Source organism: Aliivibrio sp. S10_S31, assembly GCF_014694495.1.
GTDB lineage: Bacteria > Pseudomonadota > Gammaproteobacteria > Enterobacterales > Vibrionaceae > Aliivibrio > Aliivibrio fischeri.
In genome coordinates this window covers 51,394-66,365 of sequence record NZ_JAAUWR010000002.1, presented here as the reverse complement: position 1 = coordinate 66,365, position 14,972 = coordinate 51,394, and the positions used below count along the sequence as shown (strand labels likewise).

The 14,972-nt window shown below is 39.5% G+C and carries 14 protein-coding genes; 8 read left to right on the top strand and 6 right to left on the bottom strand.

Translation table 11 applies throughout. The features are described from left to right. Nucleotides 1-15 precede the first annotated feature (15 nt). Nucleotides 16-741: a 3-ketoacyl-ACP reductase FabG2 gene (locus HC728_RS01825; protein ID WP_069594899.1), complete on the top strand. Its 726-nt coding sequence runs from the start codon at nucleotides 16-18 to the stop codon at nucleotides 739-741. Beyond that, nucleotides 738-1,973 carry a beta-ketoacyl-ACP synthase gene (locus HC728_RS01820; protein ID WP_190395082.1) on the top strand — a complete coding sequence of 412 codons (1,236 nt, stop codon included), beginning with the start codon at nucleotides 738-740 and terminating at the stop codon, nucleotides 1,971-1,973. The genes HC728_RS01825 and HC728_RS01820 overlap by 4 nt, the downstream gene beginning before the upstream one ends. 72 nt (nucleotides 1,974-2,045) lie before the next feature. On the opposite strand, the gene HC728_RS01815 is transcribed toward HC728_RS01820, so the two are convergent. Together HC728_RS01815 and rplY are read right to left on the bottom strand one after the other, a co-directional pair. Continuing rightward, entirely contained in the window at nucleotides 2,046-2,489 is a 444-nt protein-coding gene (locus tag HC728_RS01815; protein WP_005418365.1) for an META domain-containing protein, read from the bottom strand. Between the two features lie 318 nt (nucleotides 2,490-2,807). Continuing rightward, on the bottom strand, nucleotides 2,808-3,086 hold the full coding sequence (gene rplY, locus HC728_RS01810; RefSeq protein WP_005418367.1) for a 50S ribosomal protein L25: 279 nt from the start codon (nucleotides 3,084-3,086) through the stop codon (nucleotides 2,808-2,810). Nucleotides 3,087-3,284: 198 nt separating this feature from the next. On the opposite strand from rplY, the gene HC728_RS01805 reads away from it, so the two are divergent. After that, nucleotides 3,285-3,710: a cytochrome c gene (locus tag HC728_RS01805; RefSeq protein WP_190395081.1), complete on the top strand. Its 426-nt coding sequence runs from the start codon at nucleotides 3,285-3,287 to the stop codon at nucleotides 3,708-3,710. A gap of 17 nt (nucleotides 3,711-3,727) precedes the next feature. Here the strand turns inward: HC728_RS01805 and HC728_RS01800 are convergent, their stop codons facing one another. Further along, nucleotides 3,728-5,452, bottom strand: a complete 1,725-nt coding sequence (locus HC728_RS01800; protein WP_190395080.1) for a DEAD/DEAH box helicase — start codon at nucleotides 5,450-5,452, stop codon at nucleotides 3,728-3,730. 136 nt (nucleotides 5,453-5,588) lie between these two features. Between HC728_RS01800 and HC728_RS01795 the strand changes: the two genes are divergently transcribed. Beyond that, nucleotides 5,589-7,136, top strand: a complete 1,548-nt coding sequence (locus HC728_RS01795; RefSeq protein ID WP_190395079.1) for a phospholipase D family protein — start codon at nucleotides 5,589-5,591, stop codon at nucleotides 7,134-7,136. Nucleotides 7,137-7,222: 86 nt separating this feature from the next. On the opposite strand, the gene HC728_RS01790 is transcribed toward HC728_RS01795, so the two are convergent. Continuing rightward, nucleotides 7,223-7,897 carry a hypothetical protein gene (locus HC728_RS01790; RefSeq protein ID WP_017018437.1) on the bottom strand — a complete coding sequence of 225 codons (675 nt, stop codon included), beginning with the start codon at nucleotides 7,895-7,897 and terminating at the stop codon, nucleotides 7,223-7,225. A 50-nt stretch (nucleotides 7,898-7,947) separates the two neighbouring features. Next, nucleotides 7,948-8,574: a hypothetical protein gene (locus HC728_RS01785; RefSeq protein ID WP_190395078.1), complete on the bottom strand. Its 627-nt coding sequence runs from the start codon at nucleotides 8,572-8,574 to the stop codon at nucleotides 7,948-7,950. Between the two features lie 451 nt (nucleotides 8,575-9,025). Between HC728_RS01785 and HC728_RS01780 the strand changes: the two genes are divergently transcribed. After that, the gene (locus tag HC728_RS01780; RefSeq protein ID WP_190395077.1) at nucleotides 9,026-9,529 is read left to right on the top strand and encodes a YcxB family protein; all 504 of its coding nucleotides are present in this window, start codon (nucleotides 9,026-9,028) and stop codon (nucleotides 9,527-9,529) included. Nucleotides 9,530-9,652: 123 nt separating this feature from the next. Here the strand turns inward: HC728_RS01780 and HC728_RS01775 are convergent, their stop codons facing one another. Further along, nucleotides 9,653-10,741 (bottom strand): methyl-accepting chemotaxis protein, encoded by a 1,089-nt coding sequence (locus HC728_RS01775; protein ID WP_190395076.1) that lies wholly within the window; start codon nucleotides 10,739-10,741, stop codon nucleotides 9,653-9,655. A gap of 314 nt (nucleotides 10,742-11,055) precedes the next feature. On the opposite strand from HC728_RS01775, the gene HC728_RS01770 reads away from it, so the two are divergent. From HC728_RS01770 to HC728_RS01760, 3 genes are all read left to right on the top strand, one after another. After that, entirely contained in the window at nucleotides 11,056-12,150 is a 1,095-nt protein-coding gene (locus HC728_RS01770; RefSeq protein WP_190395075.1) for a Fic family protein, read from the top strand. Between the two features lie 386 nt (nucleotides 12,151-12,536). Beyond that, nucleotides 12,537-14,006: a GIY-YIG nuclease family protein gene (locus tag HC728_RS01765; RefSeq protein ID WP_190395074.1), complete on the top strand. Its 1,470-nt coding sequence runs from the start codon at nucleotides 12,537-12,539 to the stop codon at nucleotides 14,004-14,006. Then, nucleotides 13,999-14,916 (top strand): hypothetical protein, encoded by a 918-nt coding sequence (locus HC728_RS01760; RefSeq protein WP_190395073.1) that lies wholly within the window; start codon nucleotides 13,999-14,001, stop codon nucleotides 14,914-14,916. The genes HC728_RS01765 and HC728_RS01760 overlap by 8 nt, the downstream gene beginning before the upstream one ends. Nucleotides 14,917-14,972: the final 56 nt, after the last annotated feature.

The window sequence follows — 14,972 nt, the reverse complement described above, 5'->3', positions numbered from 1 at the left end:
GCAGTAGAGGACATCATGAAAAGACAAGTATTAGTGACAGGCGCCAGTAAAGGCATTGGTCGCGCAATTTCAGAGCAACTAGCAAAGGATGGCTTTTATGTTGTTGTTCATTATATGAGTGATAAAGCTGGCGCAGAGACAACGTTAGCAGCAATTCAAGAGCACGGTGGTGAAGGGCGCTTAATTCAGTTTGATATTAGTGACCGTGCACAATGTAAAGCGACACTTGAGGACGATATCGAAACTCATGGTGCATATTATGGTGTGGTAAGTAATGCTGGCATTACTCGTGATACCGCTTTCCCTGCGATGACAGAAGAAGAATGGGATGGCGTAATTCATACCAATTTAGACAGTTTTTATAACGTACTTCATCCTTGTGTTATGCCAATGGTTCAGAAGCGAAAAGGCGGCCGAATTGTGACGCTTGCATCGGTGTCAGGCATCATGGGTAACCGCGGTCAAACGAATTACAGTGCAGCAAAAGCAGGCGTTATTGGTGCAACCAAATCTCTTGCGTTAGAGCTAGCAAAACGAAAAATCACAGTAAACTGTGTTGCACCTGGTTTAATTGATACTGGCATGGTTGATGAGCATGTAAAAGAGCATGCATTGCCACAAGTACCACTTCGTAGAATGGGTGAGCCAGAAGAAGTAGCCGGTTTAGTCAGTTACTTAATGTCAGATGTTGCGGGTTATGTGACTCGCCAAGTTATCTCAATTAATGGTGGTCTAGTATGAGTCGTCGTGTAGTTGTAACCGGCATGTCTGGTGTTACCGCTTTAGGTAGTGATTGGAACACCGTAGGTGAAAACCTACGTAAGTGTGAAAATGCCACTCAATATATGCCAAGCTTTGAAGTCTACGATGGCCTTAATACTAAGCTCGCAGCCCCGATTAATGATTTCACATTACCAAAGCACTATACCCGTAAAAAAATTCGCTCTATGGGACGTGTTTCTTTGTTATCTACCGTTGCTTCAGAGCAAGCCTTAGAGCAAAGTGGTCTTATTGGAAACGACATCTTAACCAATGGCCAAACCGGTATTGCTTTTGGTTCCTCAACCGGTTCTACCGATGCCGTTGGTGCTTTTGGTGTGATGCTTAATGAGAAATCAACTCGTGCTATTACGGCAACAACCTATGTGCAAATGATGCCACATACCGCAGCGGTTAACGTTGGTTTATTCTTTGGTTTACGTGGCCGAGTTATTCCAACAAGCAGCGCATGTACTTCAGGCAGTCAAGCGATTGGTTACGCTTATGAAGCGATCAAACACGGTTATCAAACGGCAATGGTTGCAGGTGGTGCTGAAGAGTTATGTCCAACAGAATCAGCGGTATTTGATACTTTATTTGCAACAAGTTTAAAAAATGATGCGCCAAAAACATCCCCAAGTCCATATGACCAAGATCGCGATGGTCTTGTTATTGGTGAAGGTGCTGGTGCCTTAGTTCTTGAAGAATATGAACACGCTAAAGCTCGTGGCGCAACGATTTACGCAGAGCTAGTTGGTTTTGCAAGTAACTGTGATGCTGCCCATGTAACACAGCCACAAATGGAAACCATGCAACTGTGTATGGAAATGTCATTAAAAGATGCCAATTTAGCACCAGAGAAAATTGGTTATGTTTCAGCGCATGGTACCGCGACAGAACGTGGTGATATTGCCGAAAGTACAGCAACAGAGAACGTATTTGGATCATCGATACCAATCAGTTCATTGAAGTCTTATTTTGGTCATACATTGGGCGCATGTGGTGCGATTGAGGCGTGGTTATCTATTGAGATGATGCGTAATAACTGGTTTAGCCCAACATTGAATTTAAACAATGTAGATGAGCGTTGCGGTAAGCTAGATTACATTACAGGCACAGGTCGTGAGATTGAATGTGATTACATCATGAGTAACAACTTTGCTTTTGGTGGTATTAACACATCACTTATCTTTAAACGTTGGACTGAAGAGTAGCGCTACCTAAATAACAAAAAACCGGTGAAGAAATTCACCGGTTTTTTTGTGTCTTTAAAAAGCAAAGCTAAATTAGTTTACCCAGTCACGTAGTGTGAAAGTTAGCTCGTGCTCTTGGCCTTTAAGGATAAGACCTTCTTTAGTTAGTGTAATGTCACTCCAAGTAGATAGAGTGCTAGACACAGCTTGTTCTGTAGTCATCACATCACCCATACACATTTTCATTGTCATTCCCATTTTCTCAATGCGGAATTGACCTTCTTCATTTAGCTCAGCTTGGCCAAAGAAGTTGTTACAGCCAGCATTACCATTTGCTGTCATCTTTTCGCCGATTTCAAGACGTGGAGCTTCCATTTTTTCTGGAGTAGCGATGTCTTTACCATCAACTTGAGTTAACTGCCAGTTGTGGTGTTGAAGCATGTCTGCAGAGATTTGTGCGTCAGTGTTGTTATCACCATTGCTTGCACAAGCAGCCATTAATACAGGAAGAGATACAGCAACTAATAATTTTTTCATTTTAACTCCTAGAGAGATTTATTAGGAACTACCTAATATTCAATTCATTTTAGTATAAAAATTTAAAAATGCCTAATGTCAAAAGTACGTAAAAAACGGTGTTCAATTAGTTTGTGTTTTAAAAATAAGAATGCGATATAAGCAGGGTTTAAATTATATTTAAGATGAATAGGTAGAAGGTATGGGAGGAAAAGGCAAAAACAAAGTATCAGATAGATTAAAGCCCCGATACTGGTAATATCAGGGCTTTAAAGGGTTTGTTATTTCAATTGGTAAGAAAGAAATAGCAATAATGCAAAAGAGTAAAACAGACTCGAATTAGATGCGGATGAAGTCCATGTGCTCAACTTTAGGCTTAAACGCGTGACGTTGAACGTCTTGCGGTTTAACCTTAACAACAGCGCCATCGATTACTAGCTCAATTGCTTCGTAAAATGCTGGCTTGTCCATTTGGTTGATCACTGCGTCATGGTCTAGTGCGATAGAAACTGGCGCTTCTGTACCACCATAAACGATTGCTGGGAATTGGCCAGCGTGACGAAGGCGGCGGCTCGCACCCTTACCTTGTTCAGTACGTACTACTGCTTCAAATTTCATAGTCTTTACTCTCAAATAGTAAAATAAATAAATGCCGTTAAGCTTAGCGACCTAACTTAACAGACTTTTCGTTTCGAAAAACGAGCGCGGATAATAGCATTCACTCGGTTAACTCACAACCTATTTTCGTGAATTTACCAAGAGAATTTGCTAATCTGGCTCTTAAAAACCGATACTATCAAATCAAACGGAGTTGATATGAAAAAAATAGCGATATTGGGTCTATTTTCTTGTTCTTTAATGGCCAATGACTTTTCTGGCGAGATAGAGCAGCGACAAAATAATTTTCAGCACTTAGATGCAACCGCCGATCAATTGGATGACGCGTTTGATAATGAAGTGGTGGATTGGGACAAAATTATACCATTAGCTAAGAGTGCCTATTTAACGGTACAAGAGCAAAAAACACTGTTTCCAGAAGGCAGTGCAGATAACAGCCGAGCAAGAACAAAAATTTGGCAACAAAAACCAGAGTTTGAAGAAAAGTTCACGGTACTTGCAGAGCAGTTTCAATTATTAGATAAAGCGGCGAAAAATAAAGATGAACAAGCAGCAAGAGAAGCACTCAGTGGCGCTTATTCTCAATGCCGCTCATGTCATATGAGTTATCGTTCTCTATGGTAAGCGTGTTTTAAAAACGTTTACTCTTCAAATATTTTGTCGCGAATGGACCAAAACTTACCTTGTTTACGAGCAATCACAAAGCTAGGTGGACGAAAACGGTGTTGGTTATTCGCGATTTTTGTTGCCGCCGTCTCTTCAAATGGACGATGTCTATCAACAAGATGCGGACGAACAAAACTCTTTAAGAATAGCTCTTTCTGCTTTTTGGTGGCTAATTGCCACACTTCATGAATTTCAGAATCATCATCCCCAAAATAGGTGACTTTTATTTGTGGTTTATTAAATTGGTTTTTTCCTGCGGTTAATGTCAGGTCGATACAATTTAAGATCCGTGCATCTTTTAGTTTCAGGGCTTCTTTCAGCTTCTTATCTGGGTCAACTAAAATGGCATCGCATTCATGGCATACACGAGCTGCTATATCATTATCAGCGCCGCATTCATTACAATATTTAGCTCTAAAACGATAACCGCACTCTTCACGTGTGCCTTCATCATCTTCAAAATAACCTTGGCAGCGACGGCCAAAATGCTCAAGTAAAAAGCCGTTACTGTCTAACTTACCCCAGAAATTATTATTAAAGCCGCAAGCTGGACAGGGGATAGTAATGATTTCACTGCTGCTATCGGGTTTAGGGGCGCCAACTTCTGGCTGATATAAATCATAACAGTTGCCTGCATAATCTAAGACCGTACACTCGGTTTTACCTTCAGCAAGACGAAGCCCACGACCAACAATTTGTTGATATAAACTCACCGATTCTGTTGGGCGTAAAATTGCGATTAAATCAACATGAGGCGCATCAAATCCCGTGGTTAATACCGACACATTCACTAAAAATTTCGTTTCTTGATTTTTAAATCGTTGAATGATGGCATCACGATCAGCCAATTTAGTATCACCAATAACCAGTTCAGACTCGGTTGGTGGCAATAAAGAAAGGATCTCTTGAGCATGGCGAACGGTAGCAGCAAAGATCATCACGCCTTTTCTGTCTTTAGCGTATTCCGCAATTTGCTGAACGATTTGTGGCGTCGCACGTTTTGATTCTTCAATCACCAAATCCAATTCTGACTCTTTGTACTTACCAGTAGAAGCCGGTTTTAACTGTGAAAAGTCATAACTTAATACCGGTGCATCCAAGAGTTTTGCAGGGGTTAAAAATCCCTCATCTAATAGATATTGAATAGGGAGTTCAAAAATACAATCACGGAAAAAACGAGGCGTATCGGTTTTTACCTGTCCACGAGTGTGATACTGATAAATCCAACCAATTCCTAAACGGTAAGGCGTCGCCGTTAACCCCAGTACTTTTATGCCAGAGTTTTGGGTTTGTAAGTGCTCAATAACTTTGCGATAGCTGGTGTCTTTGTTATCTGGCACACGGTGACATTCATCAATAACCAGTAAAGAAAATTGATCTTTAAATTCATCAAGATTACGAACCACAGATTGCACAGAGGCAAACACCACCTGTTTATCGGTCTCTTTTCTACCTAAGCCTGCTGAGAAAATCGCTCCCTCTAGACCATAGCCTTCATATTTCGCATGGTTTTGTTCAACAAGCTCTTTAACGTGAGCAAGTACCAACACACGACCTTTCGCTATTCGTGCTAGTTCTGCAATCACCAAGCTTTTCCCAGCACCTGTAGGTAGTACAAGTACCGCAGGCGTCGTATGTTTTCGGAAATAATGGATAACCGCTTTAACAGAATCTTGTTGGTAAGGTCGTAACGTATACATGGATATATAAACAGTAGTTAAGGCAAAAAGGCATCATATCAGAATATATAAGATTACTCTTTGTTTTCTTGCTAAGATTAAAACCGTTCTTATCTATTGCATTGGTTATTCAACATTAACAAAGGAAGTTTATTAAATGTCAGTGCTTAAACGCATTCATGTCACTCTATTTTTTGTCGCTATTCTTGCTGGGTGTGGTTCGCTTCCTAATGAGGTTGAACACACTAATGAATCAGTATCAGCCCCATTAAGCAGCACACTTTCTGAGTTAAGTTCCGCTTACCAACCTCAACCATCAACATCAGAAACCAGTGCAGTGTTGCTGCAAGATTCTGGTTGGGATGCATTAGCGCAACGTTTGGCATTAATCGAGACAGCAGAGCACAGCATTGATATTCAATATTATATTTGGAACTCAGATGCCTCGGGTCATTACCTTGCAAGTCGTCTATTAGCGGCAGCAGATCGTGGTGTTAAAGTGCGTGTCATGTTGGATGATATCAATCTCAATGAACGTGAAGATCTACTTGTTGCGTTAAACGCGCATCCTCAGGTTGAGATCCGAGTATTTAACCCCATTCCCACTCGTCGTGGCGTCACAAAGTGGGTGAACTTCTTAGGGGATTTTTCTCGTTTAAATCGTCGTATGCACAATAAATCATTCACTGTAGATGGCGTGTTTTCTATTGTTGGTGGACGTAATATTGGTGATGAGTATTTTGATCTTTCTAACGAGATTAACTTTCGTGATCGTGATGTGTTAGTTCGAGGTTCAGTTGTTCGTGATATACAAACCAGTTTTATCGAGTATTGGGACAGCCGTTGGTCTTACCCTGTGGATTTATTAGCAAAAGAAGCTTCACAAAAAACAGTTCTACAAGATCAACCCGTATTAGGTGAGATTGATGCACCTGTTTATAAAAACTACCCAACGTTACCAAGGGGGAATAAAACAGCGCATCAATACTTAACTAATCTAATGGATAAAATGACTTGGGTTAATGCTAAGTTCATATTTGATCGCCCAGTACCGCTTGATAAAGACAATACCGATGAGCCAAAAGAGACCGCAAAAGCACTCGGAAAATTAGCCAGTGAATCGAAGAAAGAGATCTTATTAGAATCGGCTTACCTTATTTTTGATGATAACCAACTTAAAGGGTGGCAAGCGCTGATCAATACAGGCGTTGAGATAAAAGCACTTACCAACTCAATGGCATCGAATGATTTAACCACTAATCACTCAGGTTACGCAGGTCGCCGTCAAGACATGCTTGAGCACGGCATCCAACTTTATGAATTAAAGCCAGAAACCGCTCTGTGTGAAGAGTCGACCAAAGACGTTTCTAAATGCGCACCAACATTACCTTATGGACTTCACGCTAAGTCCGCAGTTTTTGATGACAAAATCGCAAGTATTGGCTCTTTTAACTTCAATTTGCGTTCAACGTACTTGAATACAGAATCGATTTTAATTATTGAAAATCAAAAAATCGCACAGCAACTCACTCAAGATATCGAACACGCTATGGATGAAGAAAACAGTTGGCACCTAAAACTGCAAGAGGGTGATGTTCGTTGGTATTCTGGAGATAAAAGTTGGGAAGATGAACCAGAAACTGGCCGCTGGGAGCGCTTTCAATCTGGATTCTTACAGTTATTACCAATAGAAAAGTACTTGTGATTTAGTTTTGGAGTAGGGAGCTTGTGGTAACTTCTTGTGATATTACCACAAACCCTAACGTTCGATATTTACATCATAAATAGATGTTAGAATGACATTCGTCCGCCGACAGTCCAGCTATATTCTGTTTCTGTCATACCATAATAAGTATCATGAGGGGCGAAAGCAGAGATTTTGGCATACGGATAGATGTGCCATACAGGACGCATTGTTCCGATTGAGAATTCCAACTCACTTGCTTGTCCTTGGTTGAAATCAAGCATATCCGATCTGTCTTCTGCATAATGGAATTCATACTTACTCGTAATATAAGTATGTTGAAAGTATTTGGCAGCAGAAACATAACCTGAATATTTATTTGCGTTATCAACAGTGATCCACGTAAATCCATTGCGGACAAACTCAGTTGTCACGCCTATTTTTGTCGAGTACCCATCAAAAAATCGAGCTGCTGAGAGATCTATAAAGTGAGTTTTTGTTTTTACACCATCAATGCCAGCTATTTCAGACATTAACCAATCGTCTTTTAAGCCGTATTCATAATAAGAAGCGAGCTTCCAATTTTGATTAACAAATTGATGATAACCAATACCTAAGCCAACCCAGTTATCGTTATCTCCACCTATGTATAAATAGGTGTTTTTAGTTACTGCGGCGGTAACGCCAACCTCTACGACATCCTTTTCAATTGATAAATCAATTCCAGCAATAGCTGAACCACAGAGCATCATTGCGCTGCAAGTCATTGAAATGGTCTTCATTTTGTAACCTAGAAAGGTGCTCCTAGTACGTAACTAGGAGCGAGGGAGGATTAGTTTAAGCGAGAGCGGATCGAATCACGGATAGAATTACGATCAATATTTCGGTCAGTATTTTCCATTAGAGGTCGTAACCCACCTTGAACTGTATCACGGCCAATGATGATTGATTCACCATCAATAACAATACCAAAATCACCTTCATACTTACCTTGGCGAATAATGCTTACATAATGCTCATTGCCGTCTTTATCTTGAATCATCATAGATTGACCATGCCAATTCATACTCGTGATTGTGAACACATTGCCGTTAGCATCCGTAATGGTGTTACCAGAGATGGTGTAGCTTGCTTCAGGACCATTATCAATTGGTGGCATTTCAGGACCACCCCATACAGGAGGTAATCTATCTGGAGTACTCGTTCCAGTATCTATTCCCCAATCAGGTGTGTTATCGATATCAGGAACAGATGGTGTTGGAAGACCAAAATCAGGATCAGCAAGTCCCCAATCAGGTGTATCACCAACATCTAAACCCCATTCAGGAGAGTTATCAATATCAGGAATAACAGGGGTTTGCGGGTTTGTTTGCCCTGAACCACTAGAGTCACTTGAAGAAGAACAACCAGACAACAATAAAGCACCTGATACTACAACGGCTAAAAGAGATTTATTCATAATGTATCACCTAAAGTCTTATCAAAATTTACTGACGCTTAAATTGGTCAGTGTAGAAAATATCACCCTTTCCTTTGGCGCAATGACAGAGACTTTGTGGGCACATCAACAACCTAGTACCACTGAACAAAAATCAAAACCACGCTATTTGCAAATCCATGCGAGTTATTTGTTGAGAGAGATTATGGTAATTCGAGGAGGGGATATCTAATGATGATTGCTTTAGATAGTTATAAGCTTAGCTTATTATTAACTTGTTAATTATGCCTATCAATAACTTATTAGAAGAAAAAAGACTATTTTTAACGGTCAAAAATTAAAAATGAAGGAAATGCGAAATGAATAAAGCATCAAAATAGTTAAAGAAAAACACTGATAAACGATACAATAGGTGAGTTGCAAGATGGCAGCATAAAAGACTCATTCACATAAAACCGTAAAGTAGCCCTATATGCCTAAAGATTTTAGTGTCACCACAGAATACGTTCTCGACAAGACCTTCTTTGCAGAATGTTATGATCAAACTAGTCAGCCGATTACCTTTCCAAAAGCCTATTTAAAAGGAATACTCTTTTTTCTTTTTGGTCTGGCGTTATTAAAACTTGAGTTATTGCCTAATGGTTACATTGGTTGGTTCTTTATTGCGTTAAGTATTATTGAGGCGTTCAGTATTTATTTTAAGAGAACGTGGTGGCTATGGCGACAATCCATCAGCTCGCTCTTTGGCAGTAAAGTCGTGTTTCAGGTTGATGCAAATGGGGTGAGTTATAAAAGTCTTAAAAACACCAAAAACTCCCGCACCATTTCTTGGAGCGACATCGACCAAGTTGAACAAAGTGATTTAGGGCTTATTTTCCATATTGGTAAACAGCGCCAATATGTCAGTAAATCGTGCTTAAATGAGAAAGAGATCGCCTTTATTTTAGAGCAGCACGAAAAATCAAAAGCAAATTAATCTAATCACATTTTGATGCGAATAGGTGGGTTATTCGCATCACAAAATGATGTGAATACTTTTTAGTGGTGGGATGGGCTTGATAATTCACTCAAGCCCATAATCGAATTGAGATAAATTACTTTATTTATCCGCAACGATTTCATCCATTAAACGATCAATCTGAATGACGACCTGTTCGCTTGAATCTTCCATTGCATTAATTGATGTAATCATACCGGCCATATTACCAGTTTGAGCTTTACTCATGGCTTTACGTCCATTGTCGTGAACTGCCTTGTGAGGCTCTTCCAGTAGAGCATAGCTTTTTAGATGATTATAAGCTTTGCCACTTCCTTTGTAGTACCACTGACCCAATCGACATTCAGAGTGAGTATTAACGGTTTCGTCGAATGAGTGTTTTTGCAGTAAACGATAAACATTGTTTTTCCAAATCGCATGGTCAAGTTTCACCGTATCAAGGAAGGCTCTCGTTGAAGCGACATAAATGATCTCTTTCATGTGCTCTGATTTATCAACGACCTCACTTACGATGGTTCCAATTTGTGCTGAAGAGGCCGATACTTCTTCTGCACACTTTTGGTTTTCATCGATAGATATTTTAATGGCATCCACTTGAGTTAACACTTGGTTCACTAGGGAATCAATCTGCTCGCTAGCGTCACTGGCTTTGCTTGCGAGGGTTCTTACTTCATCAGCAACAACAGCAAATCCTCGGCCTGCATCACCAGCACGAGCCGCTTCAATCGCAGCATTGAGAGCAAGCAAGTTTGTTTGGTCAGAAATTTCTTGGATAGTAGAGACAAGATGAGAGATGGAGTTAGCTGTTTTATCTAATATTTGAACAGAGTGAATGCTTTGGGTTGTTTGAGAGCTTATTTCTACGGCTCTATTGTCAAGTCGAGTGAGGGCTTGATGGGTTTGTTTAAAGACTTCGCTAAGTTGTTCTAGGTTTTCATTCTCTTGCGCCATCGATTGAGCGCTTTCGACCATCGCAGTTCGAATGGTTTGAAGCATATCACCACCTTTTAAACTGCTCGAAATCAAACCGTCGCTACTTTGATAATCTTGCTGTACTGAGATTACTTGTTGTTTAGCTTCTTGGAGCTGATCTTCTAATTTTTGAATATCTGTTTGGTATTTATTTTTAAGGTCAGATAACTCTTTTTTTAGAGCTTCATTTTCCGCTTTGACTCGATTTAATCTAAACATAAGCTAAGAAATTAATTAAATGATTTCTCGAGTCTACCTAGAATGGTTGATTTTTGTCATACCAAAGGTAATAGATATTAGCTAATTAAGTAAAATATTTGAGGTAGCTACCCATAAGTATAAGTGTGACCTTTGGTTAAATAATGAGTCATTTGTGTACTATATGACATATGCAATTAAAGCCGTCGTTTTAAGTTTTTTAGATTATTGATGCGAATAATAGGCTTAATCACATCATGTTTTGATTTGAATAAGTGCTCTATTCGCATCATACTGTGATTAGATTAAGCGAAATTGGGTCAGAGGAAAGCATTATGTGGATATGGCAGCAAGATAAATGGCCTCACTTTTATTGGGATGAACGCGTTATTGAACCGTTATTAAGGTCGGTTAGATTTAACCAAGGGCTTTTATTAGGGAAGATGACGAGTCAAGACCAAGAAAAAACTATGCTTGATACGTTACTTGCCAATATTGTTCACTCAAGTGCGATTGAAGGTGAAACGTTAAATGCGTTTTCGGTGCGTTCTTCTTTAGCGAATAAATTAGGGTTAAGTGACGAAAGACCTTTTCCAACCACTGAGCAGACCGATGGCCTTGCCGAGATCATGCTTGATGCGGTAGAAAACTTGGATACCCCTTTAACGCTCGATCGTATTTTGCATTGGCATAGTCGTTTATTTCCTCAAGGCTACACCATGTTTAACCCTGTGGTGGGTGGGCAATTACGAGGCGATGCACCTATGCAAGTCGTGTCTGGCCGCATTGACCGTCCTGTGGTTCATTTTGAAGCCCCAAACCGAGATATTCTTGATGCTGAATTGAATCAGTTTATTGATTGGTTTAATACGTCAAAAAGCGACGCCTCACTAGATCCGCTATTAAGAGCTGCAATGGCACATCTGTGGTTTGTGACGCTTCATCCACTTGATGATGGTAATGGAAGAATTACTCGTCTACTTACGGATCTCGCATTAGCTCAAGCCGAGCAGCAATCGGTTCGATTCTATGCCATGTCGGTGGGTATCTTGGCTAACCGAAAAAGCTATTATGAGATTTTAGAGCAAACCCAAAAAGGGGAGTTAGATATTACCGCTTGGCTACAATGGTTTTTTGAAGCTCTTGATAGTACGTTTGCAGAAGTCTTTAACGAAATAGACAGAACCATTTTTAAAACGAACTTTTGGCGCAAGGTTGATCAAACCAAGCTGACAGAAGAGCAAGTAAAAGTGCTTAATCGAATGTTAGATGGCGATTTTGAAGAGGGCATTAACACTTCTCAGTATCACAAAGTTGCAAAGGTAAGTAAGCCTACTGCATCTCGGCATTTAGCAATGTTAGTTGAGCTTGGTTGTTTGGTTAAAACTGGGGCTGGTGGTCGCAGTACTCGTTATGTTTTGGGGGAGTAGAGAGTTTTCGGTAAATTTTCTTATATCAATTCGTAATGTATGTAGAAATACTTCCTTTTATTTTATTCTGCTTACTCGTCTTTTAAATACCTTTGATGTTATTTTAATAAAAACATATGTTTGCAGTGATTTTTCTTTTGATGGTTGACTTGAAGAGTATTCAATCTCGATGCTTAGAATCTATACTTGGATTAATTAGATTTTCGCGACAGAATGTGTGGGATGTAACAATAAAAATCAAATATACATGTATCTGAATTAATGAAATATATTCCCGATTGACTAAGAGTTAGTCTCAAATATGCAGTAATCTTTTGCTATATATTTGACAATGAAGTATGTTTTTTTGTCTTAGAGCCTCATTATAAGAAAAGGAGATCTTAATCGTGAAAGCTAAAGTGCAAAGCCTTTCCCCATTAGCTAATAAGATAGTTGATAAGTCCATCGATAATATTACTAGAAAATTAGTTGTGGGTGTTCGTAATAGAAAAAACTTACGTCCTGACGCTAAATCTTTAGATGTCAAATCCGAGCTAACCGATATTCTGAATGCATCCAATACTTCCAGCGCTATCGACATTGCGGGTCGAACATCGGATTGGAAGGAAGTTATTACCAAATCCTTTAGTCATGGTGTTAGCTCTCTTTCAACAATTACTTTTGACAGTGAGTTCACAGTGTCTGGCGGTGTGGCATCAGGTTTAGAGTCAGCGCATGATGGGCCAGGTGTTTACGTTGTCTATGATAAAAACGGTTCGCCAGTCTATGTTGGTGATGCTAAAGACGTGAAGAAACGCTGGACTGCTGGACATATCAATGAAAATAGACAAAAAACTCAAAGAGGTAAACAGTATAAGCTTTCAACTGAATTTGATGAAGGCTGCACGGTTAGAGTGCTTCATACTGATTCAGTAGAAACAGCTGCGGCGATTGAGGCTAATTTAATTTCCAATCATAAAGACGAGCTAATCAATAGCAAAGAAGAGTTAAAAAACAACCAAGGTACCCGCTCCAATATTGAAGCGAAAAAGATAAAGGATCGACTCAACTCTGCTGGTTCACTGGTCGCTGGTGCAACTAAAGAAGTTGGTGAGCAAGCTGTAGCCTCTGCCGTTGAAGCGCTCGTCGCATCAGCAATTAAGCACCTAAAAGTCGAATTAGTTGATCTTTTTAAGGGTGGTAAAACTAAAATAATTGACCGTGTGAAGCGCTTTTTATTAGCGGTATTTAATGATATTAAGAACTTGAAAAGCAACTTGAAGCAAATGCTAAAAGGTGTCTTGGACGCAATTATTGGATTGGTTAGCCAAACTCTTTCCCAAGTTTACAACCTTGCGCGTAATATTTTCGATTTGGCAGCAAACGCATACAGCATCTATAAAGGAAAAGGTTCGATGAGCACCGAACAGGTGCTTAATCGAATTATAGAAACTATTGTTATCTCGAGTTCTTTAGTTTTGTGGGACTCTCTAGATGTTATTATTGAAGGGCTGATATTTCCATATGTGGGACCTTTCACTGGAATCATTGCAGGTATTATATCAGCTATTGGCTTTGGCATGACTAGTCACATGCTATCCAAAATTGTTCCCTCATTGGTTCAGTTTATTTTGGGATTTGGTATGTCTCACCAAATGGCTTTTGAAGAGCGACGAGCTTCCTATTTATTGCTTGTTGATGGCTACAACCTAAACGAAGAATTATATGCATCCGCTGGGAAGCTATTGCAATCTGAGTTTCGATTGATGGAAAAAATGAATACAATGACAGCCAGTTTCAAAGTTCCAGTAAATGAGTTTAACTCAATAGAAAAAAGAGATTTTTTAAGTCAGTTAAAAGGATTTGATAATGAATGAAGTAGCGGTTAAACAAGAAAAAAAATCAGGTGAACTTGTTGAAAAAAGAGTAGGAGACTTGCTAGAACAACTGGACCAAATTGAAGAGTCTCTGAAAAATACACAAGATTTGACCAATAGAGCATTGGTTGTTGAAGAACAAGGGCGGTTCAAATCAATATGGTCTGGTATCTCTGGAAAATCTGACAAGGAACTTGCCAGTATTGTACGAGGCCTTGGTGCTAACGTAAAAGTTACGCAGCAGGTGGTCAAATTCCTGATTGAACTCGCACAGCATAAAAGTGTAATTCAGGAAGGCTTTTTGGGTGCCTTAGATAAGAAAATTAAAGATCAGCAAAATAAACTTCAACAGCTGGATCTGAATGATGGTTCTTTAGATGAGAATTCAAAACAAGTAGAGACGGCAGTACTAATACTTTACAAGCAAGTGCATGCTCAGGTTGAAAGTGAAGTAGAGCTTCGAAAAAATGTCGATAGAAATATGGAGAATATTGACGCTTTGTATGAAGCACTTAATTCAAAAGGCCAAACCGATGTGGAGCAATCAGAGCAAATTTCTCAGCTAATTAAGGCGATGCGCGAAAAAACACAAAAGCTAGAAAGTCTTCACTTTTCACTCGAAGCGAAAGAAAAGTATCTAGATGAGGTTGCACAAGATGTTCAAGAACAGAGTAAAAAACTTCAAGAACTAGAGCTCGGGTTAGAGTTAAAAGCAATAAAGCTTGGGCAAATTATTGACGATATTAAAGACAATACGACTGCTGATAGGTTAAGAGAAAAACGGATCGAAAAACTTGAAACCGATCTTGTAACTTTATCTAAACGCAAGATGCCACAAACCCCAGCTTACATTGCGACAGCGTTAGCTATTGTTGCTATAGGCAGTTCGATATATTTAAATTTTCTTTAAACCATCCAAAACAAAAGTAACTTGGTGGACTAGATCAAACAATAGTTAACAACTAG

Bases quoted from the DNA above. Each gene is read 5' to 3' on its own strand.
- HC728_RS01790 (WP_017018437.1), bottom strand. From the start codon at position 7,897: ATGAAGACCATTTCAATGACTTGCAGCGCAATGATGCTCTGTGGTTCA.
- HC728_RS01825 (WP_069594899.1), top strand. From the start codon at position 16: ATGAAAAGACAAGTATTAGTGACAGGCGCCAGTAAAGGCATTGGTCGC.
- HC728_RS01770 (WP_190395075.1), top strand. From the start codon at position 11,056: ATGTGGATATGGCAGCAAGATAAATGGCCTCACTTTTATTGGGATGAA.
- HC728_RS01795 (WP_190395079.1), top strand. From the start codon at position 5,589: ATGTCAGTGCTTAAACGCATTCATGTCACTCTATTTTTTGTCGCTATT.
- HC728_RS01760 (WP_190395073.1), top strand. From the start codon at position 13,999: ATGAATGAAGTAGCGGTTAAACAAGAAAAAAAATCAGGTGAACTTGTT.
- HC728_RS01820 (WP_190395082.1), top strand. From the start codon at position 738: ATGAGTCGTCGTGTAGTTGTAACCGGCATGTCTGGTGTTACCGCTTTA.
- rplY (WP_005418367.1), bottom strand. From the start codon at position 3,086: ATGAAATTTGAAGCAGTAGTACGTACTGAACAAGGTAAGGGTGCGAGC.
- HC728_RS01800 (WP_190395080.1), bottom strand. From the start codon at position 5,452: ATGTATACGTTACGACCTTACCAACAAGATTCTGTTAAAGCGGTTATC.
- HC728_RS01775 (WP_190395076.1), bottom strand. From the start codon at position 10,741: ATGTTTAGATTAAATCGAGTCAAAGCGGAAAATGAAGCTCTAAAAAAA.
- HC728_RS01815 (WP_005418365.1), bottom strand. From the start codon at position 2,489: ATGAAAAAATTATTAGTTGCTGTATCTCTTCCTGTATTAATGGCTGCT.
- HC728_RS01780 (WP_190395077.1), top strand. From the start codon at position 9,026: ATGCCTAAAGATTTTAGTGTCACCACAGAATACGTTCTCGACAAGACC.
- HC728_RS01805 (WP_190395081.1), top strand. From the start codon at position 3,285: ATGAAAAAAATAGCGATATTGGGTCTATTTTCTTGTTCTTTAATGGCC.
- HC728_RS01785 (WP_190395078.1), bottom strand. From the start codon at position 8,574: ATGAATAAATCTCTTTTAGCCGTTGTAGTATCAGGTGCTTTATTGTTG.